Origin of the sequence: Brevibacillus gelatini (assembly GCF_050920745.1) — a bacterium.
In the GTDB taxonomy this organism is placed as follows: domain Bacteria; phylum Bacillota; class Bacilli; order Brevibacillales; family Brevibacillaceae; genus Brevibacillus; species Brevibacillus gelatini.
Map to the genome: position 1 here is coordinate 1,490,370 of NZ_CP154342.1, position 17,377 is coordinate 1,507,746.

Annotated in this window: 20 protein-coding genes and 1 other annotated feature; of the genes, 19 read left to right on the plus strand and 1 reads right to left on the minus strand. The window is 52.7% G+C overall.

Going from position 1 to position 17,377, the window contains the following annotated elements:
• The first annotated feature begins 9 nt into the window (after nucleotides 1–9).
• From mreC to AAFJ72_RS07455, 18 genes are all read left to right on the plus strand, one after another.
• Nucleotides 10–1,002, plus strand: coding sequence for a rod shape-determining protein MreC (mreC, locus tag AAFJ72_RS07370; RefSeq protein ID WP_122905910.1), 993 nt, complete (start codon nucleotides 10–12; stop codon nucleotides 1,000–1,002).
• Nucleotides 1,003–1,527: a rod shape-determining protein MreD gene (gene mreD, locus AAFJ72_RS07375; protein ID WP_432776615.1), complete on the plus strand. Its 525-nt coding sequence runs from the start codon at nucleotides 1,003–1,005 to the stop codon at nucleotides 1,525–1,527.
• A gap of 40 nt (nucleotides 1,528–1,567) precedes the next feature.
• Nucleotides 1,568–4,012 (plus strand): penicillin-binding transpeptidase domain-containing protein, encoded by a 2,445-nt coding sequence (locus tag AAFJ72_RS07380; protein ID WP_432776616.1) that lies wholly within the window; start codon nucleotides 1,568–1,570, stop codon nucleotides 4,010–4,012.
• 109 nt (nucleotides 4,013–4,121) lie between these two features.
• Nucleotides 4,122–4,799 carry a septum site-determining protein MinC gene (gene minC / locus AAFJ72_RS07385; RefSeq protein ID WP_432776617.1) on the plus strand — a complete coding sequence of 226 codons (678 nt, stop codon included), beginning with the start codon at nucleotides 4,122–4,124 and terminating at the stop codon, nucleotides 4,797–4,799.
• A gap of 20 nt (nucleotides 4,800–4,819) precedes the next feature.
• On the plus strand, nucleotides 4,820–5,614 hold the full coding sequence (gene minD / locus AAFJ72_RS07390; protein WP_122905914.1) for a septum site-determining protein MinD: 795 nt from the start codon (nucleotides 4,820–4,822) through the stop codon (nucleotides 5,612–5,614).
• A gap of 58 nt (nucleotides 5,615–5,672) precedes the next feature.
• Nucleotides 5,673–6,803: a rod shape-determining protein RodA gene (rodA, locus tag AAFJ72_RS07395; protein WP_432776618.1), complete on the plus strand. Its 1,131-nt coding sequence runs from the start codon at nucleotides 5,673–5,675 to the stop codon at nucleotides 6,801–6,803.
• Between the two features lie 229 nt (nucleotides 6,804–7,032).
• On the plus strand, nucleotides 7,033–7,233 hold the full coding sequence (locus tag AAFJ72_RS07400; RefSeq protein WP_122905916.1) for a cold-shock protein: 201 nt from the start codon (nucleotides 7,033–7,035) through the stop codon (nucleotides 7,231–7,233).
• A gap of 156 nt (nucleotides 7,234–7,389) precedes the next feature.
• Nucleotides 7,390–8,169, plus strand: coding sequence for a peptidoglycan DD-metalloendopeptidase family protein (locus AAFJ72_RS07405; protein ID WP_432776619.1), 780 nt, complete (start codon nucleotides 7,390–7,392; stop codon nucleotides 8,167–8,169).
• Nucleotides 8,162–8,998: a M50 family metallopeptidase gene (locus tag AAFJ72_RS07410; protein WP_432776620.1), complete on the plus strand. Its 837-nt coding sequence runs from the start codon at nucleotides 8,162–8,164 to the stop codon at nucleotides 8,996–8,998. The genes AAFJ72_RS07405 and AAFJ72_RS07410 overlap by 8 nt, the downstream gene beginning before the upstream one ends.
• 230 nt (nucleotides 8,999–9,228) lie before the next feature.
• Nucleotides 9,229–10,713: an Rne/Rng family ribonuclease gene (locus AAFJ72_RS07415; protein ID WP_432776621.1), complete on the plus strand. Its 1,485-nt coding sequence runs from the start codon at nucleotides 9,229–9,231 to the stop codon at nucleotides 10,711–10,713.
• A gap of 52 nt (nucleotides 10,714–10,765) precedes the next feature.
• Nucleotides 10,766–10,844: a sequence feature (ribosomal protein L21 leader region), on the plus strand.
• A 10-nt stretch (nucleotides 10,845–10,854) separates the two neighbouring features.
• Nucleotides 10,855–11,166, plus strand: a complete 312-nt coding sequence (gene rplU, locus AAFJ72_RS07420) for a 50S ribosomal protein L21 (protein WP_122905920.1) — start codon at nucleotides 10,855–10,857, stop codon at nucleotides 11,164–11,166.
• A gap of 15 nt (nucleotides 11,167–11,181) precedes the next feature.
• Nucleotides 11,182–11,532: a ribosomal-processing cysteine protease Prp gene (locus tag AAFJ72_RS07425; RefSeq protein ID WP_122905921.1), complete on the plus strand. Its 351-nt coding sequence runs from the start codon at nucleotides 11,182–11,184 to the stop codon at nucleotides 11,530–11,532.
• A gap of 7 nt (nucleotides 11,533–11,539) precedes the next feature.
• Nucleotides 11,540–11,833 (plus strand): 50S ribosomal protein L27, encoded by a 294-nt coding sequence (gene rpmA / locus AAFJ72_RS07430; RefSeq protein ID WP_122905984.1) that lies wholly within the window; start codon nucleotides 11,540–11,542, stop codon nucleotides 11,831–11,833.
• Nucleotides 11,834–12,013: 180 nt separating this feature from the next.
• A complete protein-coding gene (locus AAFJ72_RS07435) occupies nucleotides 12,014–12,607 on the plus strand; it encodes a Spo0B C-terminal domain-containing protein (RefSeq protein ID WP_246005839.1) in 594 nt (197 codons plus the stop codon).
• A gap of 13 nt (nucleotides 12,608–12,620) precedes the next feature.
• A complete protein-coding gene (gene obgE, locus AAFJ72_RS07440; RefSeq protein ID WP_122905922.1) occupies nucleotides 12,621–13,898 on the plus strand; it encodes a GTPase ObgE in 1,278 nt (425 codons plus the stop codon).
• The gene (locus tag AAFJ72_RS07445; RefSeq protein WP_432776622.1) at nucleotides 13,895–14,572 is read left to right on the plus strand and encodes a PilZ domain-containing protein; all 678 of its coding nucleotides are present in this window, start codon (nucleotides 13,895–13,897) and stop codon (nucleotides 14,570–14,572) included. The genes obgE and AAFJ72_RS07445 overlap by 4 nt, the downstream gene beginning before the upstream one ends.
• Nucleotides 14,573–14,861: 289 nt before the next feature.
• Nucleotides 14,862–15,311, plus strand: coding sequence for a DUF1641 domain-containing protein (locus tag AAFJ72_RS07450; protein ID WP_122905924.1), 450 nt, complete (start codon nucleotides 14,862–14,864; stop codon nucleotides 15,309–15,311).
• A 39-nt stretch (nucleotides 15,312–15,350) separates the two neighbouring features.
• The gene (locus AAFJ72_RS07455) at nucleotides 15,351–16,529 is read left to right on the plus strand and encodes an NAD(P)/FAD-dependent oxidoreductase (protein ID WP_432776623.1); all 1,179 of its coding nucleotides are present in this window, start codon (nucleotides 15,351–15,353) and stop codon (nucleotides 16,527–16,529) included.
• A 64-nt stretch (nucleotides 16,530–16,593) separates the two neighbouring features.
• Here the strand turns inward: AAFJ72_RS07455 and AAFJ72_RS07460 are convergent, their stop codons facing one another.
• Complete coding sequence (locus AAFJ72_RS07460; RefSeq protein WP_007782400.1) at nucleotides 16,594–16,746, minus strand: hypothetical protein; 153 nt, start codon at nucleotides 16,744–16,746, stop codon at nucleotides 16,594–16,596.
• Nucleotides 16,747–16,933: 187 nt separating this feature from the next.
• On the opposite strand from AAFJ72_RS07460, the gene AAFJ72_RS07465 reads away from it, so the two are divergent.
• A complete protein-coding gene (locus AAFJ72_RS07465; RefSeq protein ID WP_122905926.1) occupies nucleotides 16,934–17,377 on the plus strand; it encodes an ACT domain-containing protein in 444 nt (147 codons plus the stop codon).

Below are 17,377 nucleotides of genomic sequence, written 5' to 3' on the forward strand. Positions count from 1 at the left end.
GGGTAGGGCATGTCGTTTTTCGGGAATAAGCGGCTTATTATCGTACTTGTAGGCTTGGTCCTGCTAATCTCCGTTGTGGGTTTCACTTCCCGTGAACGGGTTAACCTGACCTGGCCAGAAATGTTTTTCAAAGATACGTTCAGCGTGGTGCAGGGCTTGTTTTATCGCCCTGCCCAAGCTGTTTCTGGCTTTTTTCAGGAAATAGAAGACGCGTACAGCGTCTACGAAGAAAACAAGGCTCTCAAGGCAGGGCTGGATCAGTATGCCCGGCTGACAGCAGAGCTTCACGACCTCAAGGCGGAGAACGAACGACTGAGAAAAGAGCTGGATGCAAAAAACAAACTCAAGTCGTCGTACAATCTCCGCTTTGCAGAAGTCGTGGCGCGCAATCCCGATACGTGGAACAACGTCATTACGATTGATCTGGGGCTGAAGAGCGGAATTAAAAAAGATATGGCAGTCATTACGTCAAAAGGGATGATCGGACGTGTACAGAGTGTTGCCAACTTTTCAGCTACTGTTGAATTGTTGACCAGTTACGAACGGCGCAACCACATTTCCGCCGATATACAGGCTTCGCAGATCGTTGACGGCAAGACGGTCTATGAGCCAATCAGCGGTGTCATCGAGGAATACGACCCGCAGGAGCGGTTGCTCGTCATGCGCAAAATTCCGTGGGGCAAAAAAATTGAACCGAAGCAACAGGTCATTACCTCCGGCCGGGGCGGAGTCGTTCCGCGAAATCTGCCAATCGGCTACATTGTCCGGGTCGTGCCGGACGACTACGGGTTGACGCAAACGGCTTACATACAGCCGAGCGCAGACTTTTCGCAATTGAGCGAAGTGATGGTCGTAGAGCGCGACTTTACGATTACGCCAAACGGTGAACTGATCCCCAATCAGTCGGCTGGTCAGGGTCAGCAACCTGTGACGGGAGGCAAGGCGGCAACTCCCCATTCGACGGGGACTTCCTCCGCAGCTAACGGCGGAGGTGGTCAATAGATGGCGCGTTTTTTATTGACGCTTGGTGTCGTGGTCTTGTTTGTTCTGGAAGGGACAGTCATGCAGGTCCTGTCACCTGATTTATGGGGACTGTCATGGATGACAGTCCCTCGCTTCGCACTCGTATGCTGTATCCTCATTTCCATGTATCTCGGGAGACGGGAGGGACTGTACTACGGTTTTGCATTCGGCTTTTTGCAGGATGTCCTGTTCGGGCAAGTGATCGGGATTTACACGATGTCCATGATGGTAGCCAGCTATTTTGCCGGACTAATCGTTCTGTTGTTTCAGCGCGGGATTGGCATGGTATTTGTGACGAGCTTTTTGATTCTGTTCGGTCACGAGTGGCTCTTGTACTCCGTGTACCGTCTGTTCTCGGTCGCTCCCTATGATGTGCAATGGATTCTCACCCATCAAATTTTGCCCACTGTATTGATGAACCTCGTCTTCGGCCTGATTGTGTACATTCCGATCAAAAAAGGCTGCAAAAAGGTGCTCGCGAAAAAGGAAATGCACGTGGAGTAAAAAGGGGATAAGGGATGACCCGGAAAGGAGAGGATCACGCGTGGAAGAGACCAAAAAACCCAAATCGCACATACCCGTGCGGCTTAACATATTGTTTCTGATCGTCTTTCTGTTCTTTGCCGCCATCATTTTACGGCTCGCCTTTGTCCAACTGGTGGAAGGGGAGCAGTATCGGCACGAGCTGGAAAAGTTCAGTATCCGCGAGTTGCCGATCCCTGCGCCACGCGGCCGGATTTTGGACAAAAACGGCGAAGTGCTCGTCTCCAACAAACCTGTTTACACGGTTCAATACGTAGAAGAGCAAGGGCAGGACATCGACGAGGAAAAAGTGGCGGATCGTCTGGCGAAAATTTTGCTGCCTGACGGGGAAAAAATCGGCACAGACAATGAACTGCTCAAAAAGACGATCGAGCTGCGCTCCACGTTGCCAATCGCTTTCAACAACGAGGAAACGAATGCGCTGAAAAGCCGGGTAGCGAGCAAGCTGCAAGCTGTTCCCAGACAGGAAGCCGTCGACAGCATGTCTGACTTCGAGCTGGTCAAAACGGCGTTGTATGTCGGCTTGCGTGTCCGCTCGCCTTTTGACGACAAACAGCGCAATGATGTCATCAAAAAGCTCAATGCCAACGCAAAAGGAAAAGGGAAACTCCTGACAGAAGACAACACCTCCGATCTGGAACTGCTCAAAATGGCGATCAGCGCAAACATGAACCTCGTGCTCACGCTGGACAAGGAAGACCGTGACGCCCTGATAAAAGAAGTGAAGGCACAAATCCGCAAGCTTCCGGCTCCAAACGAGTTGTCCGACAAATCGGACATGGATTTGCTGCGCTACGCCTCTTTGTTTGAGCTGGATGTAAAACTGCCGCTAACCGAGGCGCAACGCCAATTCCAATGGCACAAGCTCTCGCTCTTGCAGGAAATGCGCTCACCGCAGATGGCGAGCTACATCCCTCGCCGGGTGAAGGTGAACATCAGCGAGGAGGAAATGTTTCAAATCGAAGAGCGCCGTACAGAGCTGCCAGGGATTAGCGTCGTGCTGGAGCCTGTCCGGCAAATTTTCCAGGACCCTGACGGCTCTGCGTTCGGGACTCATTTTCTCGGATACATCAACGCGATTCGCCCGGAAAGTCTGAAAGAGTATCAGGCACAAGGCTACAACGCGATTGACCGCGTCGGTGTGACAGGTCTGGAAAGCTACTATGAGAGATATTTGCGCGGCAAAGACGGCATCATGGATGTCTATGTCAACCAAAAATCGGAGACGATCAAAAAAGAAATGCGGCCGGGAAGGGAACCGGAGCCAGGCAACGACCTCGTGCTGGCGATGGACTGGCGCTATCAGAGCAAAGTGGAAGCGATTTTGAAGGAAGAGGTAGAAGCGTTTAAAAAACGGCCTACGACGCCAAAAGAGTTCAAGGATGCGCACGTCTTGGTGATGAATCCGAATACGGGCGAAATTTTGGCGATGGCCAGCTACCCGGATTACGATCTGAATCTGTACTACGATCGCAAGGCGTTCAACGAAAATTACACCTCGCTCATTTTGCCAAACGAGTCCAACCGGTTCATCTATACGCAGTACCCGCCTGCTTCCACCTATAAGCCGCTGTCGGTCATGATTGCCCTGCAGGAAGGGCTGACAACGCCTAACGAAACGATTATCGACCGCGGCGGCTTGAATGTCGGTAACACCTTCAAGCGCAACTGGAAGGCTGGCGGTCACGGGATTGTCAACGCCCGCCGTGCATTGCAAGTTTCGAACAACACGTATATGTACGAAATGGCGATCCGCTTGGCGAGAAAAGGCAAGGGAGGCTGGGAAAAACAATTTTCCGTGCTCGATTACTACAATGCCCAGTTCGGACTTGGCGTCAAAACAGGGGTGGATCTGCCGGGCGAAAAGACCGGATGGGAAAACACGAACTTGTACTACGGGAACCTGGCTGACGCGCTGATCGGTCAGTACGACCTGTTTACCCCGATGCAGATCGGCCAGTACGTCTCTGCGATTGCCAATGGCGGATACCGGGTTCGCCCGCATCTCGTCAAGGAAATACGCAAAGGCACTACCGATCCGAAGCAGAAGGGCCAGACGCTTGCGCAAATCGAGCCGCAAGTGTTGAACCGGGTCAACATCGATCCGAAGTACATCCAGGTCGTCAAGGAAGGGATGCGCATGGTTACGCAGCCGGGCGGTACGGTGCAGCGCTTCAACGGCTTGCCGTTTACGGTTGCTGCAAAATCCGGAACAGCGCAGACAGGCAAAAGCGCAGAAAACGCCCTGGTTGTAGGCTTTGCCCCCTATGAAAATCCGCAAGTAGTGTTTGTCGTGATCGCGCCAAACAGCTTGCGGGACGGAACCTCCAGTTCGGATGCGACGGGTCCGATTGCGCGTCGCCTGCTGGAAGCTTACAACGAATTGAATCCGGGAGTGCTTACAAACGGCGTTCCGATTCCAAATCCGCCTTCTTCCAAGAAATAACCGGGCGAGACCCTTTGGCGGCAGCATGTGACCCGATTCGGCAATTTTTTCATGCAGAGCAGGAGAAATCTTTCTGTATGGCGAATGGTAACGGTCGAGGTGAAACCGGGTGACAACTGTGAAAAGCAAGGTCACAATCAAAGGGACTAAAGACGGTCTCGTCTTCTTTATGGATGATACCTGTTCCTTCGACGAACTGCTGGAAGATGTGCGTGAAAAAATAGAGCACAGTCACCAGCAAATATTGTCGGGGCCACTCATACGGGTATCCATCAAATTGGGAAAACGCTACTGCTCGCCTGAACAGCAGGAGCAGTTGACACAAATTATCCGGCAAAAGGGAAACCTCGTGATTCATACGATTGAAGCGGATGTAATCACACGGGAGGAAGCTTTTGCTGAACGCTTGAAAAGCCAGTTTTCCATACAGGTAAACACTGTGCGCTCCGGTCAAGTGCTGGAGTTTGACGGAGATTTGCTCTTGTTGGGGGATGTCAATCCAGGGGGAACTGTTCGCAGTACAGGCAGCATATATGTGCTGGGAAATCTGCGCGGATACGCTCATGCAGGTATTTCCGGCGATACACAAGTCATCATTGCTGCTGCGGTAATGAGCCCGACCCAGCTTCGGATTGCCGATGTCATCAGCAAGCCAGGGGAGGAATGGACGAATCAGTCCGGAGGAACAGAGTTTGCCTATCTGGAAAATGAGACCATGCTCGTGGCAAAAATGAACTACCTGTCGCGAATACGCCCGGATCTTGGCACGAAAAAGCGTGAGGGTTGAAGGGAAGAGGAGGAACGGACGTGGGTATTGGAATAGTCATCACTTCAGGAAAGGGCGGCGTGGGCAAGACGACCACATCCGCGAATTTGGGAACTGCGCTTGCATTGCTGGGCCAAAAGGTGTGCATGGTAGATACTGATATCGGCTTGCGCAATCTCGATGTAGTGATGGGACTTGAGAACCGGATCATTTACGATCTGGTAGACGTGGCGGAAGGTGCCTGCCGCCTGCCGCAAGCGCTGATTAAGGACAAGCGGTTTGAAAATCTGTCGCTTTTGCCAGCGGCGCAAACAAAAGACAAATCGGCAGTCTCTCCCGAACAGATGGAGGAAATCGTCACGCAGTTGAAGCGCGAGTTTGATTACGTCATCATCGACTGCCCGGCCGGGATCGAGCAAGGGTTCCGCAATGCCGTAGCAGGAGCCGATCAGGCTATCGTCGTCACGACTCCCGAAAAAGCGGCCGTGCGCGATGCCGATCGCATCATCGGTCTTTTGGAGCGGGAAAGAGTCGGGATGCCCAAGCTCGTTATCAACCGCGTGCGCTCCCATATGATGAAAAATGGCGACATGCTCGATGTGGAAGACATTTTGGATTTGCTTGCCATTGACTTGATCGGTGTCGTGCCTGATGATGATTATGTGATCAAGTCCGCCAATCAAGGCGAGCCTGCGGTCATGAATCATGAATCGAGGGCATCGATTGCCTATCGCAATGTCGCGCGCCGTCTGCTCGGAGAAGCGGTTCCTCTGCAGCCGCTTGAGCAAAAGGGAGGCGTGCTTCACAAAATGCGTAAATTTTTTGGGCTAAAATAGGCTATACATGGCTCCCCTTCTGGTAAAGAGGGGAGTCACGTTTTCTAGGAGGAAAAACATGGACCTGGAAAAACGGCACGTAAAATCGATTGACTGGACCATCATCCTGATCCTGATTGGACTGTGCGCTTTCAGCTATCTGGGTATTTCGGGATCGGCCTCTGGACTGGAAATGGCGCAGCGGCAGGTGATATGGTATGTCTTCGGGTTTATCATCCTCATCGGAACCTTGCTGTTTGACTATCGAATTTTTTACAACCTATCCTACGTCTTGTACGTGTTTGGGCTGATTTTGCTGATCGGGGTGTTTCAGACAGAGGCGCGGAACAACGCGACAAGCTGGTATAATCTGGGACCGATTTTGTTTCAGCCATCTGAACCGATGAAGCTGTTTACGATACTGGCTGTCGCCCGCTTCATGGCGAAAAAAGCGGAAGACCCGGATCGCTTCTACTATTTTTACCAGCTGATTCCGGTAGCGGCATTCGTGGGCGTGCCTTTGCTGCTCATTTTGCTTCAGCCTGACCTGGGAACGGCAATGGTTTATACGGGAATGCTCGCCACGATGCTGATCGTTGGCGGTATCCGCATGAAGCACGTTTTGTACCTGGGCGGGATTATCGGCAGCTTTTTTGCTGGGATGACGCTGTTGTACGAATACAAGCAAGACATTTTTTTCAAGATCATCAAGCCGTACCAGTGGGACCGCATCGTCTTCTGGATGGACCCGGATCTGGAGCCGATGGGACGCGGCTTCCAGTTGAAGCAGGCATTGATTTCCATCGGCTCGGGGCAATTGTTCGGCAAGGGCATCAACACGCCGACGCAGGCGAGCTTTGGCTGGGTGCCTGTCGGGGAGAGTGACTTCATTTTCACGGTGATCGCGGAAAGGCTCGGCTTCGTCGGAGCCGGCGTGCTGATGATTCTGTTCTTCACCATGATCTACCGCATGATCCGCATCGCGATGGAAGCGAAAGACCCGTTCGGCTCGTACGTGGTTGCGGGTGTGGTCGGGATGCTCACCTTCCAGATATTCGAAAACATCGGCATGACGATTCAACTGATGCCGATCACCGGGATTCCGTTGCCGTTTATCAGCTATGGGGGCAGCTCGCTGATTACCAACTTTTTAATTATCGGCGTCGTCCTCAATATCGGCATGCGCAAAGACAAATTGCGGTTTGATTAAATGCGTGACAAATCGGAAATTATGTGATAAAATCATCCTAAGTTAACCATTTTTACAAGTTATAGTGGTTTGGATGATTGGTTATGGAGTCGTACGGTTGTGAGTGACGTCACCATTGTCAATCGCAAGGGTTCGGCTTTTTTCCTTGACGCAAAAGGCTTATCTGTAAAGGGGTTAACGCTACACTCTTTCGCCTCATGGGGCGTAATGTTCAGGGAGGTTTTGTTTCATGCAACAAGGTATCGTAAAATGGTTTAACGCGGAAAAAGGATACGGATTCATCCAAGTTGAAGGTGGAGACGATGTATTCGTACACTACAGCGCGATCCAGTCTGAAGGTTTCAAATCTCTGGACGAAGGTCAAAAAGTTGAGTTCGAAATCGTTCAAGGTAGCCGTGGACCACAAGCCGCTAGCGTAATCAAACTGTAAACTTCGACTGATTCAAAGGCAGTCTCTCAACGGGGAGACTGTCTTTTTTGCGTATTGGGGCGGTTTTTGCAAGGGGAGGAACGTTGGGAGCGGCGGCATAAAGCAGGAAGACAAGTCATAAAATGGAACAAAGGCTTGGCCTGCGGAGGGATGGACATGTTCGGTGGAACAAATCGTGTAAAAGAACGAAGACGGGAGCGACTGGAGCGAATCCGTACCCAATCACGAGACAGTTTCTCTCCCTACGTGGACGACTGGAAGGACCCGATCGAAGTGGAGCCTGAGCCGTTCGGGTTTTCCTTGAAGGAAAACAACGAAGGGATGCAGCCGCCGTCTCATGAAAAATGGGGGCTGCAAGTTTTCGCTTCCGTGCTTTTGCTGGGAGTGGCGTACTTGTTGTTCCAAACGTCTCTGATTCCAGCAAGTTGGAAAGATTCTGCGCGCGAGGTCATGACGCGGGATTTTAACTTCGCGGGTGTGGCAGTCTGGTACGAAGCCCGGTTCGGCCCGATTCCGACGCTGTTGCCCCAGGTTCCGGGGCCAAGTGCCGTACCGGCGACCAGCACGGCAAAGGATGCAGCTGTCTGGCGGCTGCCTGCCAACTGGAAAGTGGTGAAAGCCTATGAAGCGTCAGATACGAAAGTTGTGCTGGATACAGGAGTCGGTGAGCAGGTGAAAATCGGGGAGATGGGCTGGGTTTCCTACGTCGGGGAGCAGCCTGGCTTTGGGACGACCGTCATTGTGCGGCTGACAAAAGGACGGGAAGTGTGGCTTGGCAATCTGGACAGTGTCGGCGTGGCAAAAGATGAGGTGCTGTCTCCTGGACAGGTGATTGGAACGGCACGGGTGGTGAACGGAACAGAGCGGCATTTGTACTTCGCGGCGAAAACAGATGACCAGTTTGTCGATCCGCTGGAAGTGATTCCGTTTGAATAACGGCAGATGGCTGGACATACGCTTTCGCATTCATCTGCTCTTCTGGGCGGTAATCGGTGTGTCGGTATTCACCGGGCACTTTTTGGAAGTGATTACCCTGTTCGTAATTGTCCTCATTCACGAGATGGGACATGTGGCGATGGCCCGCGAGCTGGGCTGGAGGGTGCAGGAGATCCAACTGCTCCCTTTTGGCGGGGTGGCGACCGTGGAAAACAGCTACGCCACAGACCCGCTGGATGAGATGGCAGTGGCGCTTGCCGGGCCGTTTATGAACATGGTGATGATGGCAGCCTCGTACCTGTTTTGGTATACAGGGGTCTGGACGGAAGACTGGTCCCGGTTTTTTCTCGTCAGCAACGCGACGATCGCGCTTTTCAACCTGTTGCCGATTTGGCCGCTGGACGGCGGGCGGATCGTGCTGGCGATGCTTTGCTGCTTCCTGTCCTATCGCCAGGCAGCTCTCGCCTCGCTTGCGGGCAGCACTTTGCTTGCGGGCGTCCTCGTCGGAGTGTCTGGTCTTGATCTGAAGCTCAATTTGCTCATTATCGGGCTATATTTGCTCGTGCTGAATATCCAGTCATTTTTGCGCTTTCCGTATCAGTTTTTTCGCTTTCTGGTGGAAAAGTACGGGCGCAGGCAGGAAGAATCGTCCGTCCATGCGATCCGCGTCCACCCGGAGGAGACGGTACTGGCCGTGTCCCATAAGCTGCGACGCGGCCGATCCCATCTTTTTTACGTGCAGGGAGCGGGACTTTTGGCAGAGGAACAGCTTCTGCACGCCTTGTTGTTTGAGCAAAAACACGATGCCGCAGTGGGCAAGCTCCTTTGACGTTTTTTCGGGAAGCGGCTATTCCACAAGCGAGCAGATGTGCCAGCTTCCTTTGTGCCACTTGTGTCGGGGAAGCTTTTTCTTTTGGCGAAATCCGCATTGTTCGTAGCAGACGATTCCTGCCGACATCGCGCCTTTCTTTTTCCGGTAGCCTATGATAGATTACTTGCTGGGAGTCCGGCCATTTTTTCAGGTGGCGGAAAAGGACGGGAATACGGAGTGTGAGTGCGATGAGACAATTGGCAATGAGCGGCAAGGGCGGGGTGCGGATCGCTTATCTTGCGGACGGGCAGTTGATCGAGTGGCGGACGCAGGAGACAGGCGGTCACGTCAGCGCCGGAGACCTGTACTATGGACGTATCGCGGATGTAAAGCCGGGAATTCAATCCGCTTTTGTTGATATTGGGTGCGGGCAAAACGCTTACTTGTATGTAGATGACACGCTGCCAGTCACCTCAGGGGGCAAGGACAAAGCAAGCATTTCCGAACGCGTGCAGGCGGGCCAGTATGTCATCTGTCAGGTCATCAAGGAAGGGTCAGAACTCAAGGCGCCAAAAATTTCGCTGAAAATCAGCCTGCAAGGACGCTACCTCGTGTACCTGCCCTTGGAGGAAGGCTTGTCGCTGTCGCGAAAAATTGACGAGCCAAAGGAGCGGCAGCGGCTGGAGCAGATCATCTCGCCGCTCTTCGGAAGCAAGGAAGGAGCGATTGTGCGGACGGAAGCAGCTGGCGTGGACGGCGAGGATCTTGCGCGCGAGCTTGCCTATTTGCGCAAGCGCTGGGAGGGTGTGTGCCAGCAGGCGGAGGCAAAAAAGTCGCCCGGGCGGCTCGGCAGCGATCTGGACGTGGTCGAAGCGGCGCTGCGCGAGGCGTTGGCAGAAGGGCTCGACGAAGTGGTAGTGGAGGATGCCGCTACCTATCAGCAAGTAAAGGCAGCGCTGGCGGTGTTCGCTTCGGATGCGCAAAATCTGCTGCGAAAATATACGGGCAAAGAGCCGCTGTTCGACGCGCTGGGCGTGGAGGCCAAGCTGAAACGGGCTCTCCAGCGCGAGGTGCCGCTGGCAAACGGCGGCTATCTCGTGATCGACAGGACAGAGGCCATGACCGTGATCGATGTGAATACCGGGTCGTTTACCGGAGGGGGCGGCCAGCAAAGGGAGCAGGCCGTCACCGCAACCAATCTGGAAGCGGCAAAGGAAATCGCCAGACAACTGCGGCTGCGCGACATCGGAGGTATTATCATCGTTGATTTTATCGACATGAAGGAGCCGGCCAATAAAGAAAAGGTGCTGGCGATGCTGAAAAAAGAGCTGGCCAGGGATCGAGTCCCGGCAACGGTGCATGGCATGACGGCGCTGGGACTGGTCGAACTGACGCGAAAACGGGTGAGGGCAAGTCTGGCCGAGCGGCTGACGGAGCCTTGTGCTGCGTGCGAGGGACGGGGACGAGTTTTGCGTGCAGACGAAAGTATTCACCGTTTGCAAAACGAGCTTGCCGCGCTTGCCCGTTCGCAACAGGCAGAGGCGGCTGTCGTGGAGCTTTCTGCCAGACTTTTTCCGCTCGTGGACGACGGGGCAGCAGCGGAAAACAACTGGCCGCTCCGCGTTTTCAAGCGCGAGGAGCCACGGTTGGCCCCGGACAGTTACCGGATCACCTATGCGGGAAGCGCAGCGGAAGCCAAGCGCTTGTCCGAAAACAATCGGAATATGACTTGACTGGGCGATTGGGGCTATGATAAGCTAATGTTTGTCATGCAGCTATGTCTTGTGCATACTGTAACCGCACGAATCGGGTACATAAGTCGCCGCCAGACGGCGCACCTGTAGAGGCGAGTCTGAGTATAGGAGGTGCACACAGTGTACGCAATTATCGAAACCGGTGGAAAGCAATACAAAGTAGAAGAGGGTTCCGTTCTCTTCATCGAGAAATTGGCTGGCAACGAAGGAGAAGTTGTTACTTTTGACAAAGTTCTCTTCGTAAGCAAAGACGGCAAAATTACTGCAGGAACTCCTACAGTAGCTGGTGCTACGGTAACTGGTAAAGTAGAAAAACACGGTAAAGGCGCAAAAATTATCGTGTACAAATACAAAGCCAAGAAAAACTACCGTCGCAAACAAGGTCACCGTCAACCGTTCACCAAAGTTGTGATCGAAAAGATCAACGCTTAATTTTGGTGATCTGCTATGATCGAAGTGATCGTGAGCCGTGCGCAGCACGGTATCCATGAAATTAGTATTTCCGGACATGCCAATGCGGGTGCCTATGGGGAGGATATCGTTTGTTCTGCCGTATCAGGCATCAGCTTTGGCATATTAAACAGCGTGCAGCCGCTGACGGGACTGACACCGCAAGTTTCAGTCGCCCAGGAAGGCGGCGGTTTTCTGAAGTGGACGCTCGCTTCCTCGGAAGCGGCGGACATACAGGAAAAGCAGCAGCTTTTGGCTGAAAGCATGGTAATCGCCCTGCTATCGGTTGCAGCGCAGTACGGAAAATACGTAAAAGTGAATGACCATAAATGGCAGGGAGGTGTCTGATATGAACATGCTGTTTAATTTGGACCTTCAGTTTTTCGCATCGAAAAAAGGGGTAGGTTCCACAAAGAACGGACGCGATTCCATTTCCAAGCGTCTGGGCGTGAAACGCGGTGACGGTCAATTCGTTACTGCCGGAAACATCCTCGTTCGCCAACGCGGAACGAAGATTTACCCAGGTGCGAACGTAATGAGAGGCGGAGACGACACTCTGTTTGCAACTGCAGATGGTATTGTTCGTTTCAAACGTCTGGGTCGTGATCGCAAGCAAGTTGTGATCGAGCCAGTTGCTTCCGAAGCGTAAATATTTGATGAAGGAAAGCCTAGCATCCTAGAATCGATGCTGGGTTTTCTTTTGCTTTTCGGGCAATCGGAGTGCAAGGGAGCAGGCTGCTTTCAAAATAGTTGGACATAGCCAAGTTTTCTCATTGTCCCGGCTTCTTTTATGGTACAATAGTTAGGAAAGAAATTCTTATTGACTTGGGTGAAAGTGATGGGGGACGAGCGGAGACTGCTTACGCATCAGACAGACCAGCTGTTGGCAGTGCTGAACCGACAGCGGCATGACTGGTTGAACCACGTTCAGGTTCTGCTCGGCTATTTGCATATGAACCGTACTGAGCAGGGAGAGGCGCACTTGAAGCGTATCGCGCAGATGGCGATGCAGGAATCCATGGTCGCACGTTTGAACAACTCCCTGTTGTCCGTCTTCTTCTTGACATTCAATGCGCTGAACAAGGAAATGCTTTTGGAAGTAGACGTGTGCAATGATGTGGATCTCACGCGAATAGCATTGGGTGAGCAGGACTTGTTTCAGTTGGTGTCGGGGATATTGTGCACAGTGAACGATCATGTCGACCAAAATGGCTATGAGCCAGCCAGCATGCAGGTAAGCTTGCGGGCGGATCAACGAGGTGTTCATTTCCGTTTTGACCTGGCCGGAGAGCTGAATGCATCCGGAATGGAGAAATTGGAAAAGCTGATACGGGATAGCGAACAAAGTACGGTGGAGGTCACCGAGTGGATACAGACGGAAGACGAATGGGTGCTGGACTTGCTGGTTCCATTCGCGGAATGAAAGAGGTGACACCATGTTTGTCGATCAGGTAAAAGTGTATGTAAAAGGCGGAGACGGTGGGAACGGAGCCGTTTCCTTTCGCAGAGAGAAGTACGTGCCGCTTGGCGGTCCTGCAGGCGGCGATGGCGGAAAAGGCGGCGATGTCGTGTTTGAGGTTGACGAAGGATTGCGCACGCTCGTAGACTTCCGCTATCAACGACATTTCAAGGCGCCGCGCGGAGAGCACGGACGCAACAAGTCGCAGCACGGAGCCGGGGCGGAAGATTTGATCGTCCGCGTACCGCCGGGCACGACTGTCATTGATGACGACACAAAAGAAGTCATCGCCGATCTTGTGGAGCACGGCCAGCGCGCCGTAATTGCCAAAGGCGGACGTGGCGGACGGGGGAATATCCGTTTTGCCAATGCGTCCAATCCGGCGCCACATATCTCGGAGAACGGAGAACCGGGCCAGGAGCGTTACATCGTTCTGGAGCTGAAGCTGATTGCCGATGTCGGGCTGGTTGGTTATCCGAGTGTTGGAAAATCGACGCTGCTCTCCAGTGTGACAGGGGCGAAGCCAAAAATCGCGGCGTACCATTTTACGACGCTCACGCCAAATCTCGGTGTCGTGGATTTGGGCGAGCAGAGCTTTGTCATGGCTGACTTGCCGGGACTGATTGAAGGCGCGCACGAAGGTGTAGGGCTTGGACACCAGTTTCTGCGCCACGTAGAGCGCACCCGCCTGATTATTCACGTCATTGACATGGCAGGGGTGGATGGACGCGATCCGTACGAGGATTACTTGCAGATCAACCGCGAGTTGAAGCTGTACAACCTGAAGCTGGAGGAGCGTCCGCAAATTATCGCAGCGAACAAGATGGACCTGCCGGAAGCGGCGGAAAACTTGCGGCGCTTCAAAGAAAAAGTGCCGGATGCAAAAGTGTTCGAGATTTCGGCAGCGACCAGACAAGGCGTACAGGAGCTGATGTACGCAGTGGGTGAAATGCTCTCGACCATTCCGGACAAGCCGACAGTCGAGGAAGTTGAGGCAGTGGAAGAACGCGTGGTGTTCCGGGCGGAAAAAGAGCCGGAGCCATTTGAGATCAGCCGCGAAAACGATGTGTTCGTGGTCAGCGGTGAGAAAATTGAAAAGCTGGTGCGTATGACAAACCTCAACAGCTACGACGCGGCTCAGCGCTTCGCGAGACAGATGCGCAGCATGGGTGTGGACGAGGCATTGCGCAAGCACGGTGCAAAAGACGGGGATACCGTTCGGATTGGCAATTTAGAGTTTGATTTTGTGGAGTGACAAACAAAATGACTGATACCCCATCCCTTACCCCTTTTATGGCGGACAAACGCCTCCAACGCGGTGCTTCTTTGCCGATGATGGTCTCAAGACAGGTCAAAACACCCATTCAAGCAATGGTAGAGTACGTCAAAAACAATTATCTCGTTGTCTCTCTTGAGATGAAGGCAGAAGCGAAAGCCGAATTGCTCGGATCAACGGTACGTGTTCGGTGGGAATCGGATGCGGCTATTAACACGATTGATCTGGAAGTCATTACAGAAAAAATAGTATGGCCAATCAAGATGTTGGCGATGGTTCCGATTAGTGTCGGCGTCGAGATTGCGCCAGGCCACAAGCAGGAGCCCATCTCCCCGGGAGTCAACATCCGGGTTCCGTACAAGGTGATGGGAGCAAGACCGATCGAGGAAAAAGGAGAGGCTGTGCTGCTGAAGATTTCACCTACACGGCTGATCCTTGGTACAGAAGGCTACGTGGCCAAGGGAGAGTTTCTCCACCTCTCGTTCACGGTGCCTTCAACCGGCCAGGAAGTCGTCATGATGGCAAAAATTGTAGAGAAAGCCTTCGATGACAAACAGACCGTGATCGAGTTGATTTTTACGGACATCAATGAAAAACATCATCAAGCCATCAAAGATTATTATAAAAAGCTCACGTCTTCCGCTTCTTCTTAAGAAGCGGTTTTTTTCCTTTGCTGTTCCTGTGAAGAAAGTATATAGTAGAGTACATAGAGTTCTGAATCGAGCCTGTTCACCTGGTGAATTTTTGTGTACGCTTTCCTGAATATCTCTTTGTGAAATTCTGCACTTTTTTATCATTTCGTGCTGTTGTACACTTCACTTTGTGAAAAATATTACAAGCACACATGCTTTTCGGTATTTTGGGAGAATAGCGGCCGTTACTTGTATGAACAGGCATCGAGAAGGAAGGCCTCTATTCCAAAGCAAAGGAGGACGTTTTTCTATGTCTCAAACAACCACGCAACAAGCTCATGCGGAAGTAGCAAGCACAGCTACCCTGGCGCCTGAGCAGCCAATGGATGTACTCGATCAGTTGATGAAACCGGAAATTCAAGAATCCCTGAATGTATTGGTGGCAAACCTGCCAAAACTGGCCGAGATGACAACCATCCTCACCAAAACGTACGATCTGGTACAAACCGTAGCCAACGACCAGGTGCTCATCAATGACATCAAGGGCGGCATGGAAGAGTTCGTAAAACCGATCTCTGACAAGGCAAAAGGCATCGCACAAGCGGCAATCGAGGCAAACGACCGCGCGCACGCGGAGGTATCCACTGTCGGTTTGTTCGGCATTCTCAAAATGCTGAAAGACCCGCAAGTGCAAAAAACATTGCGTTTCGCACAGGCATTCCTGGAAGTTTTGGCAGAGCGCGAGCAGCAAAAACGCTAATTACGATAACCTACGAGAGACAAGGACGGAGGATTGGGCATGGCGAAGCATATTCTCATTTTGGGCGGCGGCTACGGCGGATTGCTGTCCGCTTTGACTGCACGTAAATACATGACGGCTGAAGAAGCGACAATCACGCTTGTGAACCGTTTCCCTACTCACCAGATCATCACGGAGCTGCACCGTTTGGCAGTAGGAAACCTGTCCGAGCAAAACGTGGCACTGCCGCTGGAAAGACTGCTGCGCGGCAAAGAGATTAACCTCGTGATTGATACTGTGGAAAAAATCGGCCTCGAATCGCAGCGTGTGACGCTGGCAAGCGGCGAGTCCATCAAATACGATGCGCTTGTTATCGCATTGGGCAGCGAGACGGCATTCTTCGGCATTCCTGGCCTGCAAGAGTACAGCTTCACTCTGAAATCCGTGGAGGAAGCAAACCGTCTGCGTGCGCACCTCGAAGAGCGCGTGGCAGAATACAGCAAGAGCAAAAACAAGGCGGATGCTACCTTTGTGGTTGGCGGTGGGGGTCTGACCGGGATCGAGCTGGTTGGCGAGTTCGCCGACATGCTGCCGGACCTGTGCCGCAAATACGGCGTAGACTTTGCAGACCTGTCCATCTACTGCGTGGAGGCAGGGCCATCCATCCTCGCAGGCTTTGCTTCTGACCTGGTAGAGCGTGCGAAAACAAGTCTGGAAAAACGCGGCGTTCAGTTCCTGACCGGCGTTCCGGTAACGGAAATGAAAGAAACGACGGTATGCCTGAAAGACGGCAGCACCATCGAAACCAAAACCATGGTTTGGACTGGCGGTGTGCAAGGCAACCGCGTAGTTGCGGAGTGCGGTATTGAAGTAAACCGTGGCCGTGCAACTGTTAACGAATTCCTGCAATCCACTTCTCATCCGGAAGTATTCCTCGCTGGCGACAGCGCGGTTGTGATGGGGCCAGAAGGCCGTCCATACCCGCCGACTGCCCAACTGGCATGGCAAATGGGCGAACTGGTGGGCTACAATCTGTTCGCGCACTTCAACGGCACCAAAATGGATACGTTCAAGCCGGTATTCTCCGGTACGCTGGGCAGCCTGGGCCGCAAAGACGCCATCGGAACCATCGGCGCAAGCCAGTTGAAGCTGAAAGGCTTGCCAGCAACCTTGATGAAGGAAGCGAGCAATATCCGCTACCTGACTCATATCAACGGTCTGTCCTCGCTGGCCTACTAATTCATACGAGTAACACGCACAAACCCGGGATCTCCATCCCGGGTTTTTTCACGTGCTCGCGCGATTATTTGTTGCCGCTCGGATCTTCAACGATGTTCGGGGATTGTGCCATTTTTTTGCCGCGCAGATCAGCGCCAAACTGATCCAGGCTGCTCGGCTTCCCGGCCGGGTGATTGTTGCGGCGCTCAGATTTGTCGGACTTTCCGCGTCCTGCCATCTGTCTTTCACCTCCTCTTCCTCCAACCGCTTTTAGTGTGCGCGAAGGGGGGCAAGCTCATGTAACGAGAGTGAACCGAACAGGGTTCGTTGAAAAAAAGTTGGCCACGAAGGATTGTCACAGCGAACGGTATCCGTTATAATGTCCTCTATGTAGAAACAACTGTTTTTCTCAGGAGGACATGAAGGTGAAACGGGAAGAGAAGTTCTACTTGATACGATCAGACATCTTACCAGAATCCATCGTCAAGACGATCGAAGCGAAAAAGCTGCTGGAGTCCGGCGAAGTGGACACCGTGAATGAAGCTGTGGAGCGGGTAGGACTGAGCCGAAGTGCTTTTTACAAATACAAGGACGGTATCTTTCCCTTCAATGCCATGATGAGCGAGAAGATCATGACGATCACGTTTTCGCTGGAGCACATGTCCGGCTACTTGTCCAAGGTGCTCACGTATGTGGCCGAACAAGGCGGCAACGTGCTTACGATCAATCAGACGATTCCGCTGCAAGGGATTGCCAACATTTCCATGTCTGTCGATATGGCCAACCTGCGCGTATCCAGCACGGAATTTCTGGAAAGTCTGCAAGAAATACCCGGCGTTCGCAAAGCGATGATCGTCGGCAGAGGGTAA

Excerpts from the sequence above, each read along its gene's own strand:
- AAFJ72_RS07415 (WP_432776621.1), top strand. The coding sequence starts at position 9,229 with ATGAGACAATTGGCAATGAGCGGCAAGGGCGGGGTGCGGATCGCTTAT.
- mreD (WP_432776615.1), top strand. The coding sequence starts at position 1,003 with ATGGCGCGTTTTTTATTGACGCTTGGTGTCGTGGTCTTGTTTGTTCTG.
- AAFJ72_RS07460 (WP_007782400.1), bottom strand. The coding sequence starts at position 16,746 with ATGGCAGGACGCGGAAAGTCCGACAAATCTGAGCGCCGCAACAATCAC.
- mreC (WP_122905910.1), top strand. The coding sequence starts at position 10 with ATGTCGTTTTTCGGGAATAAGCGGCTTATTATCGTACTTGTAGGCTTG.
- rodA (WP_432776618.1), top strand. The coding sequence starts at position 5,673 with ATGGACCTGGAAAAACGGCACGTAAAATCGATTGACTGGACCATCATC.
- rpmA (WP_122905984.1), top strand. The coding sequence starts at position 11,540 with ATGCTGTTTAATTTGGACCTTCAGTTTTTCGCATCGAAAAAAGGGGTA.
- AAFJ72_RS07400 (WP_122905916.1), top strand. The coding sequence starts at position 7,033 with ATGCAACAAGGTATCGTAAAATGGTTTAACGCGGAAAAAGGATACGGA.
- obgE (WP_122905922.1), top strand. The coding sequence starts at position 12,621 with ATGTTTGTCGATCAGGTAAAAGTGTATGTAAAAGGCGGAGACGGTGGG.
- AAFJ72_RS07455 (WP_432776623.1), top strand. The coding sequence starts at position 15,351 with ATGGCGAAGCATATTCTCATTTTGGGCGGCGGCTACGGCGGATTGCTG.
- AAFJ72_RS07405 (WP_432776619.1), top strand. The coding sequence starts at position 7,390 with ATGTTCGGTGGAACAAATCGTGTAAAAGAACGAAGACGGGAGCGACTG.
- AAFJ72_RS07425 (WP_122905921.1), top strand. The coding sequence starts at position 11,182 with ATGATCGAAGTGATCGTGAGCCGTGCGCAGCACGGTATCCATGAAATT.
- AAFJ72_RS07450 (WP_122905924.1), top strand. The coding sequence starts at position 14,862 with ATGTCTCAAACAACCACGCAACAAGCTCATGCGGAAGTAGCAAGCACA.